This is a genomic window from Mycobacterium sp. ACS4331 (genome assembly GCF_001667265.1).
Lineage (GTDB): Bacteria > Actinomycetota > Actinomycetes > Mycobacteriales > Mycobacteriaceae > Mycobacterium.
Genome location: NZ_LZHW01000007.1, coordinates 95,559 through 117,950 on the forward strand (window position 1 = coordinate 95,559; position 22,392 = coordinate 117,950).

19 protein-coding genes are annotated in these 22,392 nt (G+C 65.4%); 15 read left to right on the plus strand and 4 right to left on the minus strand.

Features of this window, described 5'->3' with window-relative positions; translation table 11 throughout:
• Positions 1 to 4 precede the first annotated feature (4 nt).
• Genes A5727_RS01695 through A5727_RS01705 form a run of 3 tightly spaced genes read right to left on the minus strand, consistent with a single transcriptional unit; the run spans position 5 to position 1,783 of the window.
• Positions 5 to 565: a TetR/AcrR family transcriptional regulator gene (locus A5727_RS01695; protein ID WP_068243409.1), complete on the minus strand. Its 561-nt coding sequence runs from the start codon at positions 563 to 565 to the stop codon at positions 5 to 7.
• Positions 562 to 1,509 carry a non-homologous end joining protein Ku gene (gene ku, locus A5727_RS01700; RefSeq protein WP_068243410.1) on the minus strand — a complete coding sequence of 316 codons (948 nt, stop codon included), beginning with the start codon at positions 1,507 to 1,509 and terminating at the stop codon, positions 562 to 564. Before ku ends, A5727_RS01695 begins: the two co-directional genes overlap by 4 nt.
• 31 nt (positions 1,510 to 1,540) lie before the next feature.
• Entirely contained in the window at positions 1,541 to 1,783 is a 243-nt protein-coding gene (locus A5727_RS01705) for a hypothetical protein (RefSeq protein WP_068243411.1), read from the minus strand.
• Positions 1,784 to 1,817: 34 nt separating this feature from the next.
• Between A5727_RS01705 and A5727_RS01710 the strand changes: the two genes are divergently transcribed.
• Positions 1,818 to 4,079 carry an ATP-dependent DNA ligase gene (locus A5727_RS01710; RefSeq protein ID WP_068243414.1) on the plus strand — a complete coding sequence of 754 codons (2,262 nt, stop codon included), beginning with the start codon at positions 1,818 to 1,820 and terminating at the stop codon, positions 4,077 to 4,079.
• Position 4,080: 1 nt separating this feature from the next.
• Here the strand turns inward: A5727_RS01710 and A5727_RS01715 are convergent, their stop codons facing one another.
• Positions 4,081 to 5,073 (minus strand): NAD-dependent epimerase/dehydratase family protein, encoded by a 993-nt coding sequence (locus tag A5727_RS01715; protein WP_068243561.1) that lies wholly within the window; start codon positions 5,071 to 5,073, stop codon positions 4,081 to 4,083.
• A gap of 72 nt (positions 5,074 to 5,145) precedes the next feature.
• On the opposite strand from A5727_RS01715, the gene A5727_RS01720 reads away from it, so the two are divergent.
• The 14 genes from A5727_RS01720 to A5727_RS01785 all read left to right on the plus strand — a co-directional run bounded on the left by A5727_RS01720 (position 5,146) and on the right by A5727_RS01785 (position 22,390).
• A complete protein-coding gene (locus A5727_RS01720; protein ID WP_068243420.1) occupies positions 5,146 to 5,616 on the plus strand; it encodes a MarR family winged helix-turn-helix transcriptional regulator in 471 nt (156 codons plus the stop codon).
• A gap of 484 nt (positions 5,617 to 6,100) precedes the next feature.
• Positions 6,101 to 6,901 (plus strand): MlaE family ABC transporter permease, encoded by an 801-nt coding sequence (locus A5727_RS01725; protein ID WP_068243563.1) that lies wholly within the window; start codon positions 6,101 to 6,103, stop codon positions 6,899 to 6,901.
• Entirely contained in the window at positions 6,898 to 7,764 is an 867-nt protein-coding gene (locus A5727_RS01730; RefSeq protein WP_068243424.1) for an ABC transporter permease, read from the plus strand. The genes A5727_RS01725 and A5727_RS01730 overlap by 4 nt, the downstream gene beginning before the upstream one ends.
• A gap of 4 nt (positions 7,765 to 7,768) precedes the next feature.
• A complete protein-coding gene (locus A5727_RS01735) occupies positions 7,769 to 9,085 on the plus strand; it encodes an MCE family protein (RefSeq protein ID WP_068243565.1) in 1,317 nt (438 codons plus the stop codon).
• A gap of 54 nt (positions 9,086 to 9,139) precedes the next feature.
• Entirely contained in the window at positions 9,140 to 10,168 is a 1,029-nt protein-coding gene (locus tag A5727_RS01740) for an MCE family protein (RefSeq protein ID WP_157521169.1), read from the plus strand.
• Positions 10,165 to 11,415, plus strand: coding sequence for an MCE family protein (locus A5727_RS01745; protein ID WP_068243566.1), 1,251 nt, complete (start codon positions 10,165 to 10,167; stop codon positions 11,413 to 11,415). The genes A5727_RS01740 and A5727_RS01745 overlap by 4 nt, the downstream gene beginning before the upstream one ends.
• Positions 11,415 to 12,698 (plus strand): MCE family protein, encoded by a 1,284-nt coding sequence (locus A5727_RS01750; RefSeq protein WP_068243567.1) that lies wholly within the window; start codon positions 11,415 to 11,417, stop codon positions 12,696 to 12,698. The genes A5727_RS01745 and A5727_RS01750 overlap by 1 nt, the downstream gene beginning before the upstream one ends.
• The gene (locus A5727_RS01755) at positions 12,695 to 13,828 is read left to right on the plus strand and encodes an MCE family protein (RefSeq protein ID WP_068243428.1); all 1,134 of its coding nucleotides are present in this window, start codon (positions 12,695 to 12,697) and stop codon (positions 13,826 to 13,828) included. Before A5727_RS01750 ends, A5727_RS01755 begins: the two co-directional genes overlap by 4 nt.
• Before the next feature lies 1 nt (position 13,829).
• On the plus strand, positions 13,830 to 15,281 hold the full coding sequence (locus A5727_RS01760; protein WP_068243431.1) for an MCE family protein: 1,452 nt from the start codon (positions 13,830 to 13,832) through the stop codon (positions 15,279 to 15,281).
• Positions 15,282 to 15,414: 133 nt separating this feature from the next.
• Positions 15,415 to 16,335 carry an AraC-like ligand-binding domain-containing protein gene (locus A5727_RS01765; RefSeq protein WP_068243440.1) on the plus strand — a complete coding sequence of 307 codons (921 nt, stop codon included), beginning with the start codon at positions 15,415 to 15,417 and terminating at the stop codon, positions 16,333 to 16,335.
• 168 nt (positions 16,336 to 16,503) lie between these two features.
• Positions 16,504 to 17,685 carry a cytochrome P450 gene (locus A5727_RS01770; RefSeq protein ID WP_068243443.1) on the plus strand — a complete coding sequence of 394 codons (1,182 nt, stop codon included), beginning with the start codon at positions 16,504 to 16,506 and terminating at the stop codon, positions 17,683 to 17,685.
• Between the two features lie 39 nt (positions 17,686 to 17,724).
• On the plus strand, positions 17,725 to 20,328 hold the full coding sequence (locus A5727_RS27765) for a flavin-containing monooxygenase (protein ID WP_068243453.1): 2,604 nt from the start codon (positions 17,725 to 17,727) through the stop codon (positions 20,326 to 20,328).
• On the plus strand, positions 20,325 to 21,293 hold the full coding sequence (locus A5727_RS01780) for a PDR/VanB family oxidoreductase (RefSeq protein WP_068243454.1): 969 nt from the start codon (positions 20,325 to 20,327) through the stop codon (positions 21,291 to 21,293). Before A5727_RS27765 ends, A5727_RS01780 begins: the two co-directional genes overlap by 4 nt.
• Before the next feature lie 62 nt (positions 21,294 to 21,355).
• On the plus strand, positions 21,356 to 22,390 hold the full coding sequence (locus A5727_RS01785) for an NAD(P)-dependent alcohol dehydrogenase (RefSeq protein WP_068243570.1): 1,035 nt from the start codon (positions 21,356 to 21,358) through the stop codon (positions 22,388 to 22,390).
• The last annotated feature ends 2 nt before the right edge of the window (positions 22,391 to 22,392 follow it).

The following is a 22,392-nucleotide window of genomic DNA, read 5'->3' on the forward strand; positions in this document are numbered from 1 at the left end:
GGCGTCAGTCGCGCAGCAGTGCGACCAACACGGTCTCGGCATCGCGCAGTGGCTGCACCGAACGCGCCGCACGGGCCTGCAGCAGCGCCCCCTCGATCGCGCTGACCGCCACCGACGCCTTGACATCGGCGGCCTCTCCCGATGTGCCCGCCGCCACCAGGGCCGCGCTGATCCGGCCACGCAGCGCCGCGAAGGCGTCGGCCGCCGCCGCGGCGATCGCCGGCTCGTCGGGGCTCGCGAGTGCCGCCGCGGCGATCGGGCAGCCGGTGCCGAAGTCGGCCGCCTCCAACTCGGAGATCCACCGAGCGATCATCCCGGACACGATGCCCGCGGGATCGGTCGTCGCGGCAAGCCGGTCGATCCGGGCCGCGACAATCGCACCCGCGGTCTGGGTGGCGGTGACCATGAGGTCCTCCTTGCCCCCAGGGAAGTGCTGGTAGATCGAGTTGCGGGCGGCCGAACTGCGTTTCAGCAGATCCGACAGTCCGGTGGCGTGCACACCGCGTTCCTGCACCATGGCGATCGCCGTGCTGATCAACCGGTCGCGGGGTCCGGGCCTGGTCATTTCTTCGATGCAGCTTTCTTGGCGGGGGCCTTCTTGGCCGCCTTCTTGGCCGGTGCCCTCTTGGCTGGTGGCTTTTCGGCGGCGGCCTTCTTTGCCGGGGCTTTCTTGGCGGGCTCGTCATCGGCGTCGGAGTCAGAACCCTTGTCGGACTGGCCCCGCCGCTTCTTGACACTGGCTTCGAGTTTGGCCAGCAGATCCGACACGTCGTCGGACTCGTCGAGCTCAGTGGGCTGTTCCTCAACCGTGAAGGCTTCTCCGCCTTCCAGTTTCGCCTCGACCAGCTCGCGCAGCTGTTCCTGGTAGTCGTCGTGGAACTGATCGGGGTTGAAATCCTCCGACATCGAATCGACGACCTGCCCGGCCATCTTCAACTCGGCCGGCTTGATCTCGACCTTGGTGTCGAGCACCGGGAAGTCGGGATCGCGGATCTCGTCGGGCCACAGCAGCGTGTGGATCACCATGACCTCACGCTTGGAGAAGTCCTTGACCCGCAACGCCGCAAGCCGGGTCTTGTTCCGCAGCGCGAAATGCACGATGGCCACCCGGTCGGTCTCCATGAGGGTCTTGGCCAACAGCACGTACGACTTCGACGATTTGGAGTCCGGTTCGAGAAAATAGCTGCGGTCGTACAGGATCGGGTCCAGCTGGCTGGCCGGAATGAACTCCAGCACCTCGATCTCGCGGCTGCGCTCCTCGGGGAGCGTGGCGATGTCCTCGTCGGTGATGACGACGCTCTGCCCGTCGTCGGATTCGAAGGCCCGCGCGATGTCCTTGTACTCGACGACTTCGCCGCACACTTCGCAGACCCTCTTGTACCGGATCCGGCCGTTGTCCACGGCATGCACCTGATGAAACTTCAGGTCGTGATCCTCGGTCGCGCTGTAGACCTTGACCGGCACATTGACCAGGCCGAAGGCAATCGAACCCTTCCAAATGGATCGCATCTTCCCAGTATGGACCAACAAGTCCACGGGGTTAGGGGGTTAGCGCGTCCTGCCCGGGGTCCAGGCCTATCGGGGTCTGTGGATTGGCGCCCGGATTGTGGTCATGGGTGAACACCTGCGACGGCGCTGTCCGGCAGGCGCTGTCCATCGGAGTCTGATCACCCGAGCACCACGGCACGTGGTCCTCGGGATCCGCCGAGGCGGGCGCGGCCAGGATGAGCGCGGCTGCGGACGCGGCGGCGCCCAACCAGGGTGTCCAGCGCGCGTGAGCCATGTTCAAACGCTAGCAAGGTATACGTTTGGCAGGTATGGGTTCCAAGGAGCCGCAGGTCAAGCTCACCAACGCGGATAAGGTGCTGTATCCCGAGACCGGGACCACCAAGGCTGAGGTGTTCGACTACTACACCACGATCGCCGACGTCATGCTGCCGCACATCGTCGGCCGGCCCACCACGCGTAAGCGATGGCCCAACGGTGTCGAGAAGGCCGAGTTCTTCGAGAAGCAGTTGGCCTCCTCGGCGCCGGACTGGCTCAACCGCGCGAGCGTGACCCACAACAGCGGCACCACGACGTATCCGATCATCGACACCCCGGCCGGGTTGGCCTGGATCGCGCAGCAGGCCGCTCTCGAGGTGCACGTGCCGCAGTGGCGATTCGTCGACGGCAAGCCGGGACCCGCGACGCGCCTCGTGTTCGACCTGGACCCCGGTCCGGACGTGCCCATGCGGCAGGTGTGTGACGTCGCCCGAGCGGTGCGTGAACTCATGGACGATCTGGGGCTGCGCACCTTCCCGGTGACGAGCGGCAGCAAGGGCGTGCACCTGTACGTGCCCTTGGACGAACCCGTCAGTTCACGCGGAGCGGTGGTGCTGGCCAAACGGGTCGCCCAGCAGTTGGAGCAGTCGATGCCCCAACAGGTCACCGCGACCATGACCAAGAGCCTGCGCACGGGCAAGGTGTTCGTGGACTGGAGTCAGAACTCCGCGTCGAAGACCACGATCGCGCCGTACTCGATGCGGGGGCGTGCGCAGCCCACGGTCGCGACGCCACGCACCTGGGACGAGCTCGACGACCCGGATCTGGGGCAACTCGGGTATGCCGAAGTCCTTGAGCGCGTGGCCCGGGATGGGGATCTGCTTGACGGACTGGACCCGCCGATGCCCGCCTCCGACCGGTTGAGCACCTACCGGTCCATGCGCGATGCCGGCAAGACCCCCGAGCCGGTTCCGAAGTCCAGACCCGCTGCGGGAAAGGACAATACGTTCGTCATCCAGGAGCATCACGCACGTCGCCTGCATTACGACTTCCGGTTGGAACGTGACGGTGTGCTGGTGTCCTGGGCCATCCCGAAGAACCTGCCCGAGACGCCATCGGTCAACCATCTGGCGGTGCACACCGAGGACCATCCGTTGGAGTACGCCACCTTCGAGGGTGATATCCCGAAGGGGGAGTACGGCGGCGGCAAAGTCATCATCTGGGATTCGGGCACGTACGAGGTCGAGAAGTTCCGCGACTGGGGCGATGACGCACAGGCCAAAGGTGAGGTGATCGTCACCCTGCACGGGGAGAAGGTGACCGGGCGTTACGCGCTGATCCAGACCGACGGGAAGAACTGGCTGGCCCATCGCACCAAGGAACAGCCCCAGCCGGCCCCCACCGATCTGGCGCCGATGCTCGCGACGCACGGCTCCGTCGCGAAACTCAAGGCGGGGCAATGGGCGTTCGAGGGCAAGTGGGACGGTTACCGGTCGTTGTTCAATGCCAACCACGGTGAGATGCAACTGCGTTCGCGCAGCGGGCGTGACATCACCGGTGAGTACCCGCAGTTGGCCGCCATCGCCGCCGACCTGTCCGATCATCACGTCCTGCTCGACGGAGAAGTGGTCGCCCTGGACGCCTCGGGCGTGCCCAGCTTCGGGGAGATGCAGAACCGCGCCCGTGCCACCCACATCGAGTTCTGGGCGTTCGACCTGCTCCACCTCGATGGACGGTCGCTGCTCAACGTCAAGTATCGGGACCGTCGCAAGCTGTTGGAGACGTTGGCCATCGACACCGACCTCGTTGTCCCCGAACAGCTTTCCGGTGACGGTGCGGAGGCGCTGGCGCATTCTGCCGAGCGGGGGTGGGAGGGCGTGGTCGCCAAGAAGTGGGATTCGACGTATCAGCCCGGGCGGCGGTCGGCGTCATGGATCAAGGACAAGAACTGGAACACCCAGGAGGTGGTCATCGGCGGGTGGCGGGTCGGTGAGGGCGGCCGGTCCGGCGGGATCGGGGCGCTGCTGATGGGAATCCCCGGCGACGCCGGCCTGGACTTCGTCGGCCGGGTCGGCACCGGATTCAGCGACAAGGAGCTGACCAAGCTCACGAAGCTGCTCGCTCCGTTGCGTACCGACGAGACCCCGTTCAACCGGAAGCTGACCGGACCCGACGCCCGCGGCGTCACGTTTGTCGAACCCGCCCTCGTCGGCGAGGTCCGCTACGGCGAACGGACCTCCGACGGGCGGCTGCGGCACCCGTCGTGGCGTGGGCTGCGGCCGGACAAGTCTCCGGATGAGGTCAGCTGGGAGTAGTTCAGCGGGCGTAGGAGTCCGCCATCTCCGCGAGTCCGTCGGCCAGGGTGACGAATGGGGTGTAGCCGAGTTCGCTTCGCGCGGCGGTGATGTCGTAGCTGCGGTCGCGACCCATGAACGTCGTGATCCAGTTCGTCAGCATCGGCGGTTCGGGCCGGCGCAGCAGGCGTGCCCCCGCGTCGAGGAGTGCGCCCAGGGGAGCCGCCACCGCGAACGGCACACTGCGGGCTGCGCTCACGTCGACACCGCGGGTGGCCAGCAGGGGGGTGAAGAGATCGCGGGCCGGCATCGGCGTGCCGTCGGTGACGTAGTACGCGCGACCGGGACGGCCACGGGTGAGTGCGAGTCGGACGGCCTCGGTGAGGTTGTCGACGTGGACGAAATCGACCGTGTGCCTGCCGTTGTCGATCCAGCTGAACTGACCGGCTTCCACGGAGGCGACGAATTGGTCCAGGGTCGACATGCCCGCACCCCAGATGAACGGCGGCCGAAGGGCCACCGTCGTCATCGTCGGTGTGACCGCGCTGAGCAGGGTGCGCTCGGTGGCGAGCTTGATGCGGCTGTAGGCGATATTGGGCCGACCTTCATCGGTGCGCTCGTCGATGACCGGCGCGCGCTGGGTGCCGCTGGCCACGCTGGCGGCGCTGATCAGGACGAACCTTGTCACTCCAGATGAGGCGGCGATCCGGTGCAGGGCAACGCTGGGCTCGAGGTTGGCCCGGCGGAAGAGGTCGTCGGGACCCCAGAACGCCATGTAGGCAGCGCCATGCACGACGGCGTCGACCCCGTGCAGTGTCGACGTCCACTGCGGTGGCGGATCACCGTTGACCAGTTCCGACAGGTCGCCGAGAACTGGCTGCGCCCCGGCCCGGCTGACGAGGTCGGCGGCGCTGTCCGTGCGGGCGAGCGCCCGCACCTCGTGCCCCGCGCCGACCAGTCGCCTGATCAGGTGCTGCCCGACGAATCCACTGCCGCCCGTGACGAAAAGTCTCATCTGCGTCTCCATTCATTCCATATCAAATCATTTGATGTCAAACTATATGGGTACTGATAGTATTTCGTCAACGTGAATGAGACGACGGGTGGACGCGCTGCGTCAGGTGCATCGGCGCAGCGCGCGGGGCGCCTCGCCGATGCGTTCGGACGCGCAGGAAAGTCGGTGGTGCGGGCCTTCGACGACCGCCTGGGGGAACATGGCGTCTCGACTCCGAGATCCAAACTGCTCGCCGAAGTGGCTCGGATGCAGCCGGTCCGGCTCGCGGATCTGGCCCGCGAGGTGGGAATCAGCCAGGGCACGGCGTCCACGCTGGTGGAGGCACTTGTTCGCGACGGACTGGTCGCCCGCGGTGTCGACGACAGCGACCGGCGCGCGATCCGCCTGACGACCACGCCCGCAGGGGAGACGCAGGCGCGAAACTGGCTCCGCGACTACGTCGTCGTCGCGGGGGAGATCTTCAGCTGCCTCACCACCGAGGAACAACGCGAGCTGACACGACTGCTCGATCGGATCACCGAATCCCTGGACCCTCCGGCTTAGCGTCAGTGCAGATTCGCCAGCTCAGGCGATGAGTGCGCGGTGGCGGTCCGGGGAGATTAAACCTCGCGGAACGCCGCGCTCTCGCCGCGGTCGCCCTCACTGGCCCATGTGGGCGGCGCCGCCGATGTGCCAGAACTGGTCGTTGATCCACTCCGTCTCGTCGGGGCAGGAGAAATGCGGTGATCGACGCCAGGTCGGAGGGCTTCCCGACCCGGGTGGTGCGCGCGCGGCGACGACGAAATCGAGCCGCTCGGGAAGAGATCACTCGATGGACGCCGGCCTACCGCCGGCCGCGGTGCAAGGCACGGTCGGTGGGCGGCGCGCGGCCGATCCACGTCAAAATATCGATATTTAGATCAAATGTTGATTTTTGCTCATGGTGTCGATAACAATAAGCCGGCCCGGTGAGGCTCGACACGTTCTAGCGCCTCACTGAGCCTTCGGGCACGTGGTCCGAGCGGCTGGAAGGAGGTCTGGAATGAACATGGAGGGCGCTGTGCAACGGGCTTCCAGGTTCGGATGGTCATCCGGAGCAGCACTCAAACCCCTTCGTGGGATCGGCGGGTTCTCCGCCATGGCCCTCGACACGTTTGTGGCGATGTTTCGACGGCCGTTCGCCTGGCGGGAGCTGCTCACCCAGACCTGGTTCGTCGCGAGGGTCTCGATGCTTCCCACGCTCATGCTGGCGATCCCGTTCGTGGTGCTGACGGTTTTCACCATCAACGTCCTGCTGTTGGAACTCGGGGCCGCGGACTACTCGGGCAGCGGTGCCGCCCTCGGCGCAGTGAACCAGATCGGACCGTTCGTGACGGTTCTGGTGGTCGCGGGCGCAGGGGCCGCGGCGATGTGTGCGGACCTGGGGGCCCGCACCATTCGCGAAGAGTTGGACGCGTTGCGTGTGATGGGGGTCGATCCGATTCAGTCGCTGATCGTGCCGAGGGTTCTCGCCGCCACGATCGTCGCCTTTCTGCTGTCCGCACTGGTGACACTCACCGGGCTGGTCGGAGCGTTCTTCTTCTCCGTGTTCTTTCAACACGTCACCCCGGGCGCGTTCGTCGCCAGCATGACGTTCATCACGGGTGTGGGAGACGTCGTGGTCTCGATCGTGAAGGCCGTCCTGTTCGGATTGACCGCCGGTCTCGTCGCCTGCTACCAGGGAACCTCGGTTGCGGGTGGGCCCGCGGGCGTGGGTCGAGCAGTGAACGAGACAGTGGTGTTCTCGTTCGTGATCCTGTTCATCATCAACCTTGTCGTCACGGCAATTGGATTCAAGGTCACGCTATGACGTCAGGGACAACGGAATTCCTTCTGCACCAGCGGTTTCCGCGGGCATTGGCAAGACTGGACGGTCTGCGACAGGGCCTGCGTGCAGTCGGGGACCAGACGAGGTTCTTCGGTCAGACGCTGCAGGCCACGATCGACATGCTTGTGCACTATCGTGCCGAGCTTCTTCGGCAGATCGCCGCGATGACCTTCGGCACCGGTGCATTGGCGATGGTAGGCGGAACCGTCGCGGTGGTGTCGTTCCTCGAACTGTCGAACGGCGCAATCGTTGCGGCGCAGGGATACAACCAGCTGTCCCAGGTCGGTGTGGAGGCACTCACCGGATTCGCCTCCGCCTATCTCAACGTTCGTCTCATCACGCCCGTGGTGGCCGCGATCGCCTTGGCCGCCACCATCGGCGCAGGCGCCACGGCCCAGCTGGGTGCAATGCGCATCAGTGAGGAGATCGACGCCTTGGAGGTGATCGGCATCCGCCCCATCGCCTATCTGGCGGCCACGCGGGTGGCTGCGGGCGTCATCGTCGTGATTCCCCTTTATTGCGTTGCGCTGTTGATGGCGTTCTGGGCCGCCAGGTTCGGTACAACCGTCTTCTACGGGCAGTCGAGCGGCGTCTATGACCACTACTTCAACACGTTCCTCATCCCGAGCGACATGCTGAACTCCTTCATGATCACGATCGCGCAGTCGGTGGTGATCATGCTGGTGCACACCTACTACGGGTTCAACGCGAGTGGGGGACCCGCCGGTGTCGGCGAGGCCGTCGGGCGGGCCACGCGCACCTCACTGATCGCATCGGCCTTCTTCGTCCTGTTCGCGACGCTGGCGCTGTATGGCCAGACCGGCAACTTCAACCTGTCGGGATAGCGTGATGCGGCATCATCGTGTTTCGTCCGAATGGCTGGCACTGCTGCTGGCGTTCCTCATCGTCGGCTTTGTCGCACTGAGTCTCGGAGCATTCAACGGGTCCTTCAGTCGGGGACTTCGGGTGCTGCTGACCGCCGACCGCACCGGTCTGGTGCTCGAACCCTACGCAAAGGTGAAGATGCGGGGGGTTCAGGTGGGTCGGGTGCTCACTGTGGGCGGTGGCACCAACCAGGCCCGGATCGAGCTGGAGATCGACCCTCGCCAAATCGACCGTATTCCAAGCAATGTGGACGCGCGGATCAACGCCACCTCCCTTTTCGGCGCCAAGTATGTCGAGCTGATCTATCCGAGCGAGCCCAGCGCAGAGCATCTCTCTGCCGGCGCGGTCCTGAAGTCCCAGAACGTCACCGTCGAGGTCAACACCGTGTTCCAGCATCTCGTTGACCTCATCAAGCAGATCGAGCCGTCGAAGCTGAACGCCGTGCTGTCCGCGGTGGCCCAAGGAGTGCGGGGGCAGGGCCAACAGATGGGTGAAGCCGTGATCGACGCCAATGAGGTTCTCATGGAGCTCAATTCGCGTTCCGAGACCATTCGCGAGAACTGGCGAACGCTGGAGGGCGTCGCCGACACCTACAGCGCGGCAGCGCAGAACATCCTCACGATCCTCGACGCCGCCAGCACCACCAGTGCGACCGTCACCGATCAACAGACCCGACTGGATGCGCTGTTGCTGGCCACTGCGGGAATGGCCCAGGCCGGAATCGACCTCATCGCCCCCAACAAGGACAACCTCGTGACGGCCATCAATGTCCTGGAGCCCACCACGGATCTGCTGATGACGTACAACCCGTCACTGACCTGCCTGCTGGTGGGTGCGAAGAAGACACTGGATTCGGGGCATGCCGACTACACGGGCGGGGCCGACGGCAAGTCGCTCATCATGGATTCCGCGCTGCTGCTGGGCGATGACCCATACCGCTACCCGGACAACCTGCCCGTCGTCGCGGCCAAAGGCGGACCGGGAGGCAAGCCCGGCTGCGGGTCACTGCCGGACGTCGCAGACAACTGGCCGGTGCGTGCGCTCATCGCCAACACCGGTTTCGGCACCGGTCTGGATTATCGGCCGAACCCCGGCATCGGGTTCCCAGGCTGGGCCAACTACTTCCCAGTCACCCGTGGTGTGCCGGAGCCGCCGAGCGTCCGTGAGCTGGGAGGGCCGGCACCTGGTCCGATCCCGTACCCCGGTGCGCCGCCCTACGGTGCCCCTCAATACGCGCCGGACGGCACGCCGCTGTATCCCGGGGTTTTCCCCAAGCCCTGAGGGCTCACCAGAACAGAAACTGCATCGTCTGTGTCCATGAGGAGGTGAATTACGTTGCGGCTCAGAATATCTGGGATCGTGTGGCGCCTGTCGATCTTTGTGCTGGTATGCCTGCTGGGCATGTTCGGCCTGGTCTCGATCTTCGCTGAGCTCAGGTTCCAACCCGAGCGGAGCTATCGAGCGATGTTCGCATCGGTCAGCGGACTCGAACCGGGAAACTTCGTGCGGATCGCCGGTGTGGAGGTCGGAAAGGTCGAGTCCGTCAGGGTTCAGTCCGACGCCACGGTGCTGGTCGAGTTCACCGCCGACGACAGCGTCGTCCTCACCGAGGCGACACGGGCGATCGTCCGATACAACGACCTGATCGGTGGCCGCTATCTCGAACTCGCCGAAGGGCCTGGGAAGCCGGTCAAGTTGGTGTCGGGAGCCACGATCTCTCTGGAGAACACCTCGCCCGCCCTTGATCTGGATGCCCTGATCGGCGGATTCCGGCCGCTGTTTCGTGCATTGGACCCCGAGCAGGTCAATGCCCTCAGCGGCCAGCTCATCCGAACTTTCCAGGGAGAGGGCCCCACGATCAACTCCATCCTGGCCCAGACCGCAGCGCTGACCTCCACGCTGGCCGACCGGGACAGGCTCATCGGTGAGGTCGTGACCAATCTGAGCACCGTGCTCGGGTCTCTCGGGGAGCACAGCGAGGAGTTTGCCGAGGCAGTCGAATCGATGTCGGAGCTTGTTCACGGCCTCGCCGCCCGAAACGAGGACCTCGGCAACAGCGTGGCCTATGGCAACGAGGCCGCTGCCTCGGTCGCCGCTCTGCTGGTCCAGGCCCGACCGTCGCTGCAGAAGGTTGTCCGTGAAACCGAGCGAACTGCCGAGATCGTCGTGGCGGACCACGAATACGTGGACCGTCTGCTCGCGACGCTCCCCGAGTCGTACCGCGTCCTCGGCCGACAGGGCCTCAACGGAGACTTCTTCTCCTTCTACCTGTGCGATCTCATCCTGAAGGTCAATGGGAAGTCCGGCCAGCCGGTCTACGTCAAGGTCGCAGGGCAGCCGACTGGCAGGTGCACACCCCGATGAAACCATTTCACGAACGGAACCTGGCCCTCCTGGGTGCCATCACCGTGGTCGGTGTGGGCCTCCTGACAGTCGGGGCGTACAACTACGACAGGCTTCCGATCTTCTCGGACACCACGACGTATGCCGCCTACTTCGAGGAGCTGGGCGGTCTCACGACCGGTGCACCGGTGCAGGTGTCGGGTGCCAAGGTCGGTGTCGTGGAGAGCATCGACCTCGAGCCGGACGGAGTCCTGGTGCGATTCGGTGTCGCTGACGACATCCACCTCGGTGATCGCTCAGAGGCGTCGATCAAGACGAAAAGCCTCCTGGGAAACAAGGTTCTCGAAGTCAGTCCGCGAGGCGACGGATCACTCACGGCCCCCATCCCGATGGATAGGACGGTGTCGCCGTATCAGCTGCCGGACGCCATCGGTGACCTGACCGCCACGGTCAGCGGACTCGACACCACTCAGCTGTCGACAGCGCTGCAGACCCTGACGGAGACGCTCGACGACACACCAGAGCATCTGAAGGTGGCGGTGGCCGGCGTCAGCCGTCTGTCGACCGTGATCAGCGAACGGGATGCGCAGCTCCGTAACCTCCTGCAGAACGCACGCAGGGCCACCGTGGTGCTGGGCGAGCGCACCGGGCAGGTGGTGGGCCTCATCCGTGACACCAACGAGCTCCTCGCGCAGCTGCGAACCCAGAGCGCCGCTCTGGACGAGATCTCCACGAACATCACGGCACTGGTCAATGAGATCAAGGGGGTGATCGCCGACAACCGCGAGAACCTGAAGCCGACGCTGGAGAAGCTCAGTGCGGTGCTGACGATCATCGAGAACCGGAAAGACGAGGTGCAGAAATCGATTCGCGGTTTCGCGACCTACGCCATGGCGCTGGGTGAGTCGTTGGGATCGGGCCCCTTCTTCAAGGCCTACCTCTCGAATCTCCTTCCTGGACAGTTCGTTCAACCGTTCATCGACGCCGCCTTCTCAGACCTGGGCCTGGACCCCAATGTGCTGTTGCCCTCCGAACGCAACGACCCACAGGTCGGTGCGCCCGCGAGCCCGGCCCTGCCGATTCCCTATCCCCGAACCGGACAGGGGGGTGAACCGCATATGACGCTGCCCGATGCCATCACCGGAAATCCAGACGATCCCCGGTACCCCTACCGCGAACCCATCCCTGCTCCGCCTCCCGGCGGGCCGCCGCCGGGACCCCCAGCACCCCCGACACCCGACGCATCGCCTGATGAGGATGGACAGTGATCAGCCGCAGAACCGGCCAGCGACTTCTCGCTCTGCTGCTGGCCGTCCTCGCCGTCGGCGGAGGCTACGTCGCGGTGCGTGAACTGCGCCAGCAGAACCGGACCAACGTCGTCGCCTATTTCGAGAACAGCAACGGCATCTACGTCGGCGACGACGTGCGGATCCGCGGGGTGACCGTCGGGCGGATCGAGGCCATCGAACCGCAGCCCACGCAGGTCAAAGTCTCCTTCTGGGTCGACAGCGCACACCCGGTGCCCGCCGACGCCAAAGCGGTCATTCTGTCGCCCACGCTGGTGGCGGCGCGAGCCGTCCAGCTGACGCCGCCGTATCGATCCGGGCCCGTCATGGTCGACCACGCCGTGATCGACCGTGACCGAACCGTGGTCCCGCTGGAGTGGGACGATTTCCGGACCCAGCTTGAACGGCTGACCGAGACGCTGCAGCCCACAGAGCCAAGCGGGGTCAGCACCCTCGGCGGCTTCGTCAGCACGGCCGCCGACAATCTGCGGGGACAGGGCCCGGCCATCCGGGATGCCGTCGTGAAACTGTCCCAGGTGGTCTCTGCGCTCGGCGACCACAGCGACGACATCTTCACCAGCGTGAAGAACCTGTCGCTGCTTGTGACGGCACTGCAGGACAGTACCGACCTGATCCGGCAGCTCAACGGAAACCTGTCTGCGGTCACGGGCCAACTGGCTAACGATCCGGACGAAGTCGCCCACGTCATCAGGGTGCTCGACGAATCGTCAAGTGAGGTCGCTGCGTTCGTCCGCGACAACCGGGAAGCCTTGGGCACCACCACGGAACGACTCTCCGCGGTGTCCTCCACGCTGGTCGACAGCCTCGATGACCTCAAGCAGCTGCTCCACATCGCACCGACCACGCTGGGCAACTTCATCAACTCCTACAATCCGGCCCAAGCGACCCTCACGGGAGCTCTGGCGGTCAACAACTTCGCGAATCCGATCAACTTTCTGTGCGGCGCCGTCCAAGCGGCATCACGGATGAATGCGGAGCAGTCCGCGAAACTCTGTGTGCAGTACCTGGCTCCGATCGTGAAGAACCGGCAGTACAACTTCCCGCCGCTGGGGATGAATCCGGTCGTGGGGACGCGGGCGCGGCCCAATGAGATCACCTACAGCGAGGACTGGATGAGACCAGACTACGTTCCGCCGCAGGTGGAGTGGCCGCCTCTGCCAGCCGAGGAGCCGCGGCCGACCCAGCAGACCGACCCATCCGTCGGGCTCGCGGGGATGATGGTGCCCTCCGGAGGTGGCTCATGACCGGTGGTCGACACTGCAGGTTGGTGGCCCTGGTGACCGTCGCGCTGGTCGCGGTGTCCGGCTGCAGCTGGCGCGGCTTGAACTCCTGGTCGCTGCCCGGCACGCAGGGCGACGGACCGGGAGCGTTCATTGTCCAAGCGCAGATGCCGAATGTGAACAACATCCACGAGAATTCGCGGGTTCGCGTCGGAGATGTCAATGTCGGCACCGTCACCAGGATTGAGCGCCAAGGCTGGCACGCGCTGGTGACGATGAGACTCAATGGTGACGTCGAGCTGCCCGCCAACTGCACTGCAATGGTGGGGCAGACGAGCCTGCTGGGTTCGCTGCACCTCGAGTTGGCCCCGCCGTCGGACCAGCCACCTCAGGGCAGGCTGGGGGAGGGGTCGGTGATTCCACTGTCATCAGCGGGTGAATTCCCCTCAACAGAACAGACATTGGCGGCCGTGTCGATGCTGCTCAACGGCGGCGGTCTGGGACAGGTGCAGGACATCAACGACGCATTCAGCACGGCGATCAACGGACGCGAGGACGACCTGCGCGGCCTCCTGCACCAGGTCGACAGCTTCGCGGGTGCGATGTACGACCAGACGGACGACATCATCGCCGCGACCGAGAGCTTGAACCGCCTGATGGCACAGTTCGCCTCTCAGAGGCCGATGATGGACAAGGCCCTTGAGGCCATTCCGGATGCGGTGACGGTGTTGAACACCAAGCGCGACAAGCTGATCGATGCCCTGGACCTGCTCGGCAGGCTCAGCGCGCTGGCTGCCGACTCCACCGCACAGACGAAGGACGCTGTGACCGCTGAGCTCGAGGACCTCGGGCCCGTGCTGGAGTCACTCGCCAATTCCGGGCCGGCGCTGACCCGATCCCTGAGTCTCTTCACCACGTACCCGTTCGTGCAGGAGAACCTCACCAAGTGGTTCCGAGGCGACTTCGCCAACATCACGCTGCTGGTGGATCTCACTTTGAGCCGCATCGATTCATCGTTCTTCACGGGCACCCGCTTCGAGGGCGACCTCACCGAGTTGGAGATGCAGTGGGGGCGCACCATCGGTCAGATCCCCAGCCCGTACACCGCCGCCAACCCACTGTTGGCGCCGTACCGTTACGACCAGGGGTCGTGACATGCACCTGAACAGACGAGTCCGACTTCAGCTGGTCTTCTTCGCGGTGATGTCCCTGCTCGCGGGCGGGCTGATCGGCTTCAACTACCTGGGCCTGCCGAATCTCCTCTTCGGCATCGGTCACTACCGCGTCACCGTGCTGCTGCCGGCGGCAGCTGGACTGTACGACGACGCAAACGTCACCTATCGCGGCACCGAAGTGGGCCGAGTGCAGGCTCTGGACCTGACGGACACCGGAGTGGCGGCCACACTGTCGCTGCGGTCGGACGTGCCGATTCCCGTCGATCTCGACGCAAAGGTGCGCAGCCAGACCGCGGTCGGTGAACAGTTCGTCGAACTCCTTCCCCGCAGTGGGCAGGGCCCCAATCTCAAAGAGGGCGACGTCATTCCAGCCGAGCGGACGACAGTCCCGCCCGACATCAGCGAGCTGCTCGACGCGACCAACCGAGGGCTGCAGGCGATTCCGGGCGATGACCTCAAGGTGGCCATCGATGAGGCCTACACCGCGGTCGGCGGTCTGGGGCCCGAGCTCTCGCGGATCGTCAAGGGCACCAACAGGCTCGCATCAGATGCCCGTCGTCAGTTGGATGACCTGACGAACGTCGTCGACCACTCCGGACCGCTGTTGCAGACCCAGGTCGACACCTCTGATGAGATCCAGGCTTGGGCGGCCAGCGTCGCGGAGATCACCGACCAGGTGCGGACCGAGGATCAGGGTGTGCGAGGGATCCTCGCGGAAGCACCCGGCACCGCGACGGAGATCCGGCAGCTGATTGAGCGGGTGCAGCCGACCCTGCCGGTTCTGCTGGCCAATCTGGTCAGCATCGGACCGGTGGCGGTCACCTATCAGCCGCACATCGAGCAGCTGCTGGTTCTACTGCCGCGGGGAGTGGAGGTGCTGCAGGGTGCGGGATTGGCCAACCGCAACACCAAGCAGGACTACAAGGGCATCAACCTGTCCTTCAAACTCAACCTGAATCTCCCGCCAGCGTGTGTGACGGGCTACCTCCCGCCGCAGCAGCAGCGCTCTCCCGGCCAGACGGACTACCCGGACCGGCCGGAGGGCGACGTCTACTGCCGGATTCCCCAGGACGCGATGAACGCGGTGCGCGGTGCGCGCAACCTGCCCTGCGTCACGCGCCCCGGCAAGAGGGCGCCCACAGTGAAGATGTGTGAGAGCGACATCGAGTACGTTCCCCTCAACGACGGATTCGCGTGGAAGGGCGACCCGAACGCCACCCTGTCGGGCCAGGCCGTGCCGCAACCGCGAGATCCGTCAGCGGCGGATGTCGTGACTCCGGCGGTCGCCCCGCCGCTGGCGGTGGCGGACTACGACCCGGCGACGGGCGGTTACATCGGGTCGGACGGGCAGCGCTACGCGCAGACTGATCTGGCAGTGGGCGCCGGCGAACGCACCTGGCAGGACCTCTTGGTGCCGCAGCGCGGCCAGTGAGCGGGGGGTGACGTTCTACAATCGTTGAGGTGATGAGCGACACAGTGTGGATGGGTGTGTGTCCTGCGCTGCCCGCGCAGGTGCAGGCTCGTTCGCTGTCCTGCGTCGAGGCGCTGTTCGGGAGGCATCTCGGATGACCGTCATTGATTCCAGGGGTTGGGAGGTGGCGCTGTCCACCTCGGTGTTGAGCTGCCAGGTGGAGATCCCCAAGCCGGGGTCGTTTCAGGGGGCGGTCAAGTCGCGTTCGTTCGCAGACCTCGAGTTCGTGGACGTCGCCGCCGGCCGACACGCGGCGTATCGCGATCGTGGAATGGTTCAGCCGGACGATGAGCCCTACTTCCTCGCCGCTCTGCAGGTGTCCGGCGAGTTCCGGGTGAGCCAGGACGGCCGAACGGCGGTCCTGCGTCCTGGTCGGTTCTGCTTCTTCGATTCGTGCCGCCCAGTGGCGATCGAGGCCGACGACGACTACCGGGGCGTCTGCGTAAAGATCCCCTACCGGGTCCTGGACTATCCCCGCAAGAACCTGGCGAGTCTCACCGCCACCGCCGTCGACGCAGACCGGGGAGTGCCCGCGGCGGTGTGGCCGATGCTGATCACCCTGAAGGACCGGGTGGACACCATCGGCTGCTCGGGGCAGTACAAACTGGCGCACGGGGTCGTCAACCTCGTCGAGTCGATGCTGTCATCGGTCGATCCGTCGATCGAACCGGCATACGCACCCCGAAGCGTGACCATCGAACAGATCAAGGGATTCATCGAGGAGCGCCTCGCCGACGATGAGCTCAGCCCCAAAATGGTGGCCGAGGCACACTTCATCTCCGTCCGGCAACTGCACTACCTGTTCGAGTCCACGGGCATGACGATGTCGGCGTGGGTCCGGGACCGACGGTTGGAGCGCTGCCAGGCGGACCTGGTCGATCCGAAACTGAGCCACCTGCCGATCTCCGCCATCGCCCGTAAGTGGGGCTTCCTGGCCGCCTCGCACTTCACGCAGGTCTTCAAGGGTGCGACGGGCATGACCCCGAGACAGTTCCGGGCCGCAGGTCGGGCGTAGCTCCCAGTTCCCTGCTACGGCAGGTGTTTTCACAGTCATGGCACTCCGTGCATGCCGTTTTCGATCGTGCGCTGCAACGACAGAGCTGTGCGCTGGCGCGACAATAAAGTGACTTGAGTCACTCTATGGTCGTACTCACGCGTTACAGCCTTGTGAAAGAGAGCGACTGTGAGTACCCAGGCCATTCCCACGACCGACGTCGACATCTTCTCCGACGAGGTGATTCTCGATCCCCATCCGACGTACCGGCAGTTGCGTGATCTCGGGCCGGCGGTCTGGATGGAGCGCCACACGGCGTGGATCGCGCCGCGCTATGCCGAGGTGCATTCGGCGCTGCAGGACTGGGAGACCTTCTCGTCGGCTTCGGGTCTCGCGCTCAATGACATCATGAACTCGGCGCAGCGCAACCTGCTCACCGCTGAACCGCCCGAGCATGCGACGTTACGGAGGGTGCTCGGAGCGCGTCTGACGCCACGTGCGCTGCGGCAGTTGGAGCCCGAGTTCCAGCGGCGGGCGGATGCGTTGATCGACGAACTGGTGGAGAAGGGGACATTCGAGGGCGTCAGCGAGTTCTCAGTAAAGTTCCCGCTCTCGGTCGTACCCGATCTGCTCGGATGCCCGCCGGGTGACAGGAGCAAGCTCCTTGATTGGGCCGCAGGAACCTTCGACGCTGCGGGCCCACTCAACGAACGGGCGCAGTCGGCCTTCGCCGTGTTCGAAGACCTGATGGCATACCTGTTGGGCATGGCCACCAATGGCGGCATGGATCCCGACGGTTGGTGGTCGGACATCCTGGTGCAGGCCAACGAACACGACATTCCGGCCGATAAGCAGCCCTTCCTGATCTTCGATTTCCTTGTGCCATCCATGGACACCACCATCAGTGCGCTGTCCACGGCTTTGTGGCAGCTGGGACAGAGCCCCGATCAATGGCAGAAGGTCCGAGAGGATCGCACGCTGATCGACAACATCGCCGACGAGGCAACGCGGTTCGAGGCGCCTGCCCGGGGATTCGCCCGCCTGCTGACCAAGGACGTCGACCTCGGAGGGGTCCACCTTCCCGCAGGTGATCGGGTGTTCCTGAGCTACTCCTCGGCCAACCGTGACGAGCGACGATGGGAGTCGCCCGACACGTTCGACATCACGCGCGACACTCGAGGACATATCGGGTTCGGCAGCGGGATCCACCGCTGCCTCGGTATGGGGTTGGCGAAGCTCGAAACACGCACGCTGTTCACCGCTTTGGCGAACCGCGTGGAGTCGTTCGAAGTCGGAGACCCCACCTGGCGCCCCAACAACATCATCCGCAATATCGGGGCCATGCCGGTCACCATCCACTCCGGCCGCTGATCCGCTGAAGAACCCCGACAACCTCAAGAAGAAAGAACGATGGGTACCAACCTCACGAGCACTTCTGCATCGAGCCATCACGACGTGATTGTGATCGGTGCGGGATTCGCTGGAATGTACGCGATCCACAAGTTCCGCGACCAACTCGGACTCGATGTCCGCGGATTCGAGGCAGCCCCCGATGTCGGCGGAACGTGGTACTGGAACCGCTATCCCGGTGCGCGAGTCGACATCGCGGGCGTCTACTACTCCTTCTCGTTCGACGAGCAGCTCCAACAGGAATGGCACTGGACGGAGCGCTATCCCGCCCAGGCCGAAATCCTGCGGTACATCGAACACGTCGCCGACCGCTACGACATCCGCCGCAGCATCACCTTCAACGCCCGTGTGACAAGCGTGACCTGGGATGACGGTGCCGACCTGTGGCGTGTCACCACCGACGCCGGAACCACCCACACGGCACGGTTCTTCGTGGCCGGCAGCGGAACCCTGTCCAGCCCGAAGAAACCCGACATCCCGGGTGTCGACAGCTTCGCCGGCCAGACGCTCATGACGTCCTCGTGGCCGGACGGCGTTGACCTGCAAGGCAAACGGGTCGGCGTCATCGGCACCGGTGCCAGCGGCGTCCAGGTGATCAGCGAGGTGTCGAAGATCGCCGGCAGCCTGACGGTGTTCCAGCGAACGCCGAACTTCGTGACCCCGATGCGTAACCACCCGATTGACCCCGTCGAGGAGGCGGCCGAGAAGGCCAGGTACGCCGAGATCCGCGAGGAGTCGCGCAACAACTTCTTCGGCATGCCCTACCACGACATCCTCCCGTCGGCGCTGGCGGCCAGCGAGCAGGAGAGGCGTGCCGTCTACGGCGACCGGTGGCAGAAGGGCGGGTTCCGCTTCCTCATGGACACCTTCGCCGACCTGCTGATCAACCGTGAAGCCAATGACACTGCGGCCGAATACATCCGGGAGCAGATCCGCGAACGTGTGAAGGATCCCGTGACCGCGGAACTGCTGTGCCCTAAGGATGAGCCCTACGGCACCAAGAGGCCGCCCCTGGAGACCGACTATCTGGACGCCTACAACCGGGAAACAGTGACGCTGGTCGACATCTCCTCCAATTCCATCGACAGTGTGATCCCCAGCGGTGTGCGGCTTGCCGATGGCACGATCCACGAACTGGACGTCCTGATCCTGGCGGTCGGCTTCGATGCGTTGACCGGGCCGCTGATGGCGATGAACATCACCGGCCGGAACGGGCAGCGCCTTGCCGACGCATGGAAGGACGGACCCGAGACCTATCTGGGGCTGATGTCCCGCGGGTTCCCCAACCTCTTCATGATCACCGGGCCGCAGAGCCCGGCGGTGACCTACACGGTTCCGCTGGCGATCGAGGACCACGTGGACTTCGCCGCCGACCTGCTGCGCCACATGGATGCGCACGGCCAACGCGTCTTCGACGTGGAACTCCAGGCTCAGCAGCAGTGGGACGTCGAAACCAACGCCATGGGTGCGATGACGCTGATGGTCGAGTCGAAGTCGTCGTGGTACATGGGCGCCAACGTTCCCGGCAAGCCGCGCAAGATTCTGCTGTACATCGGTGGTGTCCCGCGCTATCGGGGAATCTGTGACAACGTCGTGCACAACGACTTCCGCGGTCTCCGATTCGCGGCGACCTCGTCGGAGTTGACGGATGCCGTCGGTGCCCCGGCCCTGGATCCGGCCTTCATGTTCCTTGACGAGATGACCGCCAAGCAGGGCGTGACAGGTCTCAAGGAACTCGGTGTCGAGGGCGCCCGGGCGGTGGTGTCCTCGTTCCTCGAGATGCAGGCACCGCCCAGGGCCGGCGTCGAGGTCGCTGAGCAGGCCTACGGCGACGATCCCGAGCAGCGCCTGCGGGTGTACACACCCGAGGGCAGCGGACCGGGTGCGCCTGTGGTGGTGTACTTCCACGGCGGAGGGTTCGTCGGCGGCGATCTGGCGATCGCGGACGAGCCCGCGCGCGACCTCGCCACGCGCACGGGTGCGATCGTGGTGTCGGCAACCTACCGGCGCGCTCCCGAGCATCGGTTCCCGGCGGCCCACAACGATGCCTACGCGGCCCTGCGGTGGACGGTCGACAACATCGGTGCGCACGGCGGCGACCCGACTCGGATCGCCCTCGCCGGTGACTCCGCCGGCGGCAACCTGGCCGTGGCCGCCGCACTGAGGGCCAAGGCCGACGGCATTGACCTGGAGTCGCTGCTGCTGATCTATCCGCTGGTCAACCTCTCGATCGAGACGCCGTCGCGGGCCGAGTTCGCCGGCGGTCCCGTGATCACCCGGGCCGACCTGGACTGGTTCGCGGAGCAGTACGCGCCTGCGCCCGAGGACCGCACTGACCCCCGGCTCGCGCTGGACACCGCGGACCTGGAGGGACTGCCTCCGACGCTGATCCTGGCCAACGAATGCGATCCGCTGCGCGATGAAGCCATCCTGCTCGCCGACCGGATGCGTGCGACGGGCGTGGATGTCTCGGTGCGCCGGTTCGACGGCATGGGACACGGCGGGTTCTGGCTGTCGTTGGCTGTTCCCCGATGTGAGGAACAGCGCGCCGCCGCGGCTGAGTTCCTCACCTCGAACGTGACGGCCCCCAGCCTGTCCAAATGAGCAGTGCAGTGAACGCGGAACTCGAACTGACCGTCTCGGTGCGGGAGGACGTGGCCGACCGGGCTGTCGCACTCACCCTGCGGCGACCCGACGGCCGGCCGCTGCCGTGCTGGGAACCGGGAGCACACATCGATCTGGTGCTCGGTGATGGCCTCGTCCGCCAATACTCGTTGTGCGGCAACCCCGGTGAGCAGGACAGCTGGCGCATCGCGGTGCAGCTCGAACCCGATGGCCGCGGCGGGTCCCGAGAGGTGCACGAGAGGCTGCTGCCCGGAGCCACAGTGCGAGTGCGTGTTCCCCGCAACAACTTCCGGCTGGAATCCGCCGAACGGTACACCTTCATCGCCGGCGGCATCGGAATCACACCGCTGCTGCCGATGATTGCGGCGGTGAACGCGGCCGGCGCCGACTGGCACCTGACCTACGGTGGGCGGCAGCGCAGTTCGATGGCGTTCGCCGACGAGTTGGTGGCCGAGTACGGGGATCGGGTCACCGTGCGTCCGCAGGACGAGGTCGGCGTCATCGACCTGGACGCGCTGCTGGGTGCGCAGCGCACGATCGCCGCGGACGAACGCCTCTACTGCTGCGGCCCGGCGCCGTTGCTTGCCGCAGTGGAACAGCGGATTTCGGGCGACAGCAGGGACAGGCTGCGCATCGAACGCTTCGAACCCGCCGAGGACACGGTGCGTGAAACCGATCAGGCATTTGAAATCGAGCTTGCCTCGACCGGTCAGGTTCTGACTGTGGAGGCGACCGAGTCGATATTGGATGCGCTGGCCAGAGACGGCTACAAGGTCGAATCCTCCTGTCAGGAGGGTCTCTGCGGCACATGTGAAACAGGTGTGCTGGCAGGCGAGGTGGACCATCGCGACACCCTTCTCACGCCCGCTGAACGCGAGGCCAACGAGCTGATGATGATCTGCGTCTCCCGCGCCGCGTGCCCCCGCCTGGTGCTGGACCTGTGACGGCGCCGGGCCTGCGATGACGACCCCGCAAAACCCTTGAAGACGTTGGGAGTGAAGTGAACATGCGTGCCCTTCAAATCGTCGAACCCGGTCGAATCGAGGTTCGAGACGCCCCAGTGCCGGACATCGGACCGGGGGAGGTGCTGGTCAAGGTGGCCGGTGCCGGAGTCTGTCATTCCGATCTGCATCTCCTTGACCTTCCGGAATGGCCGCTGCTCAACATGACCCTCGGCCACGAGACCGCGGGACACGTGGCGGCGACCGGCCCGGGAGTCACTGGCTTCTCCGAGGGGGACGCCGTCCTGGTGGGCTTCGTGTGGTCGTGCGGAACATGTCGGGCGTGCATCGAAGGTCGTGACAATGTCTGCGTCGCGGCGGGACGGCTCTCGATGCCGCCGGCCCCCGGGATCAACTCGGACGGCGGCATGGCGGAGTACATCAAGACCGATGCGCGCCACCTGTACCCGCTCGGTGGACTCGACCCGACGAACGTCGCCCCCCTTGCAGACGCGGCGTTGACGCCGATGCACGCCGTCAACGGCGCCCGGCACCGGCTGACACCCGGAGGCACGGCCGTGGTGATCGGGGTGGGCGGACTCGGCCACATGGGCGTACAAATCCTGAAAGCCACCTCCGGGGTGAGGATCATCGCGGTCGACATCAACGCCTCGAAGCTCGACCACGCCCGGAACCTGGGGGCCGACGAGGTTCTCCTCAGCGGTCAGACGGCCGCGCGGCAGATCCTCGACCTGACTGGCGGGTACGGCGCCGATGCCGTGTTCGACTTCGTCGGTTCCCAGTCCTCGGTCGACTTGGCGACCGGTGTCGTCGCACCGGACGGCGCCCTGCGATTCGTCGGAATAGCCGGCGGCGGGTTCACCTACACCGCGGCGCCGTGGCCCACAACCGTCCCGTTCGGCGTGAGTGTCCGCAGCTCGTACGCGGGCACCAGGGTCGACCAGTATCAGGTGCTCGAACTGGCCAGGCTCGGGATGATCTCGGTCGAGACGACGACCTATCCCTTGGAGCGGGCCGTCGAGGCGTTCGACGATCTGCGGTCGGGCGTGATCACCGGTCGTGCGGTTCTGGTGCCGTGACG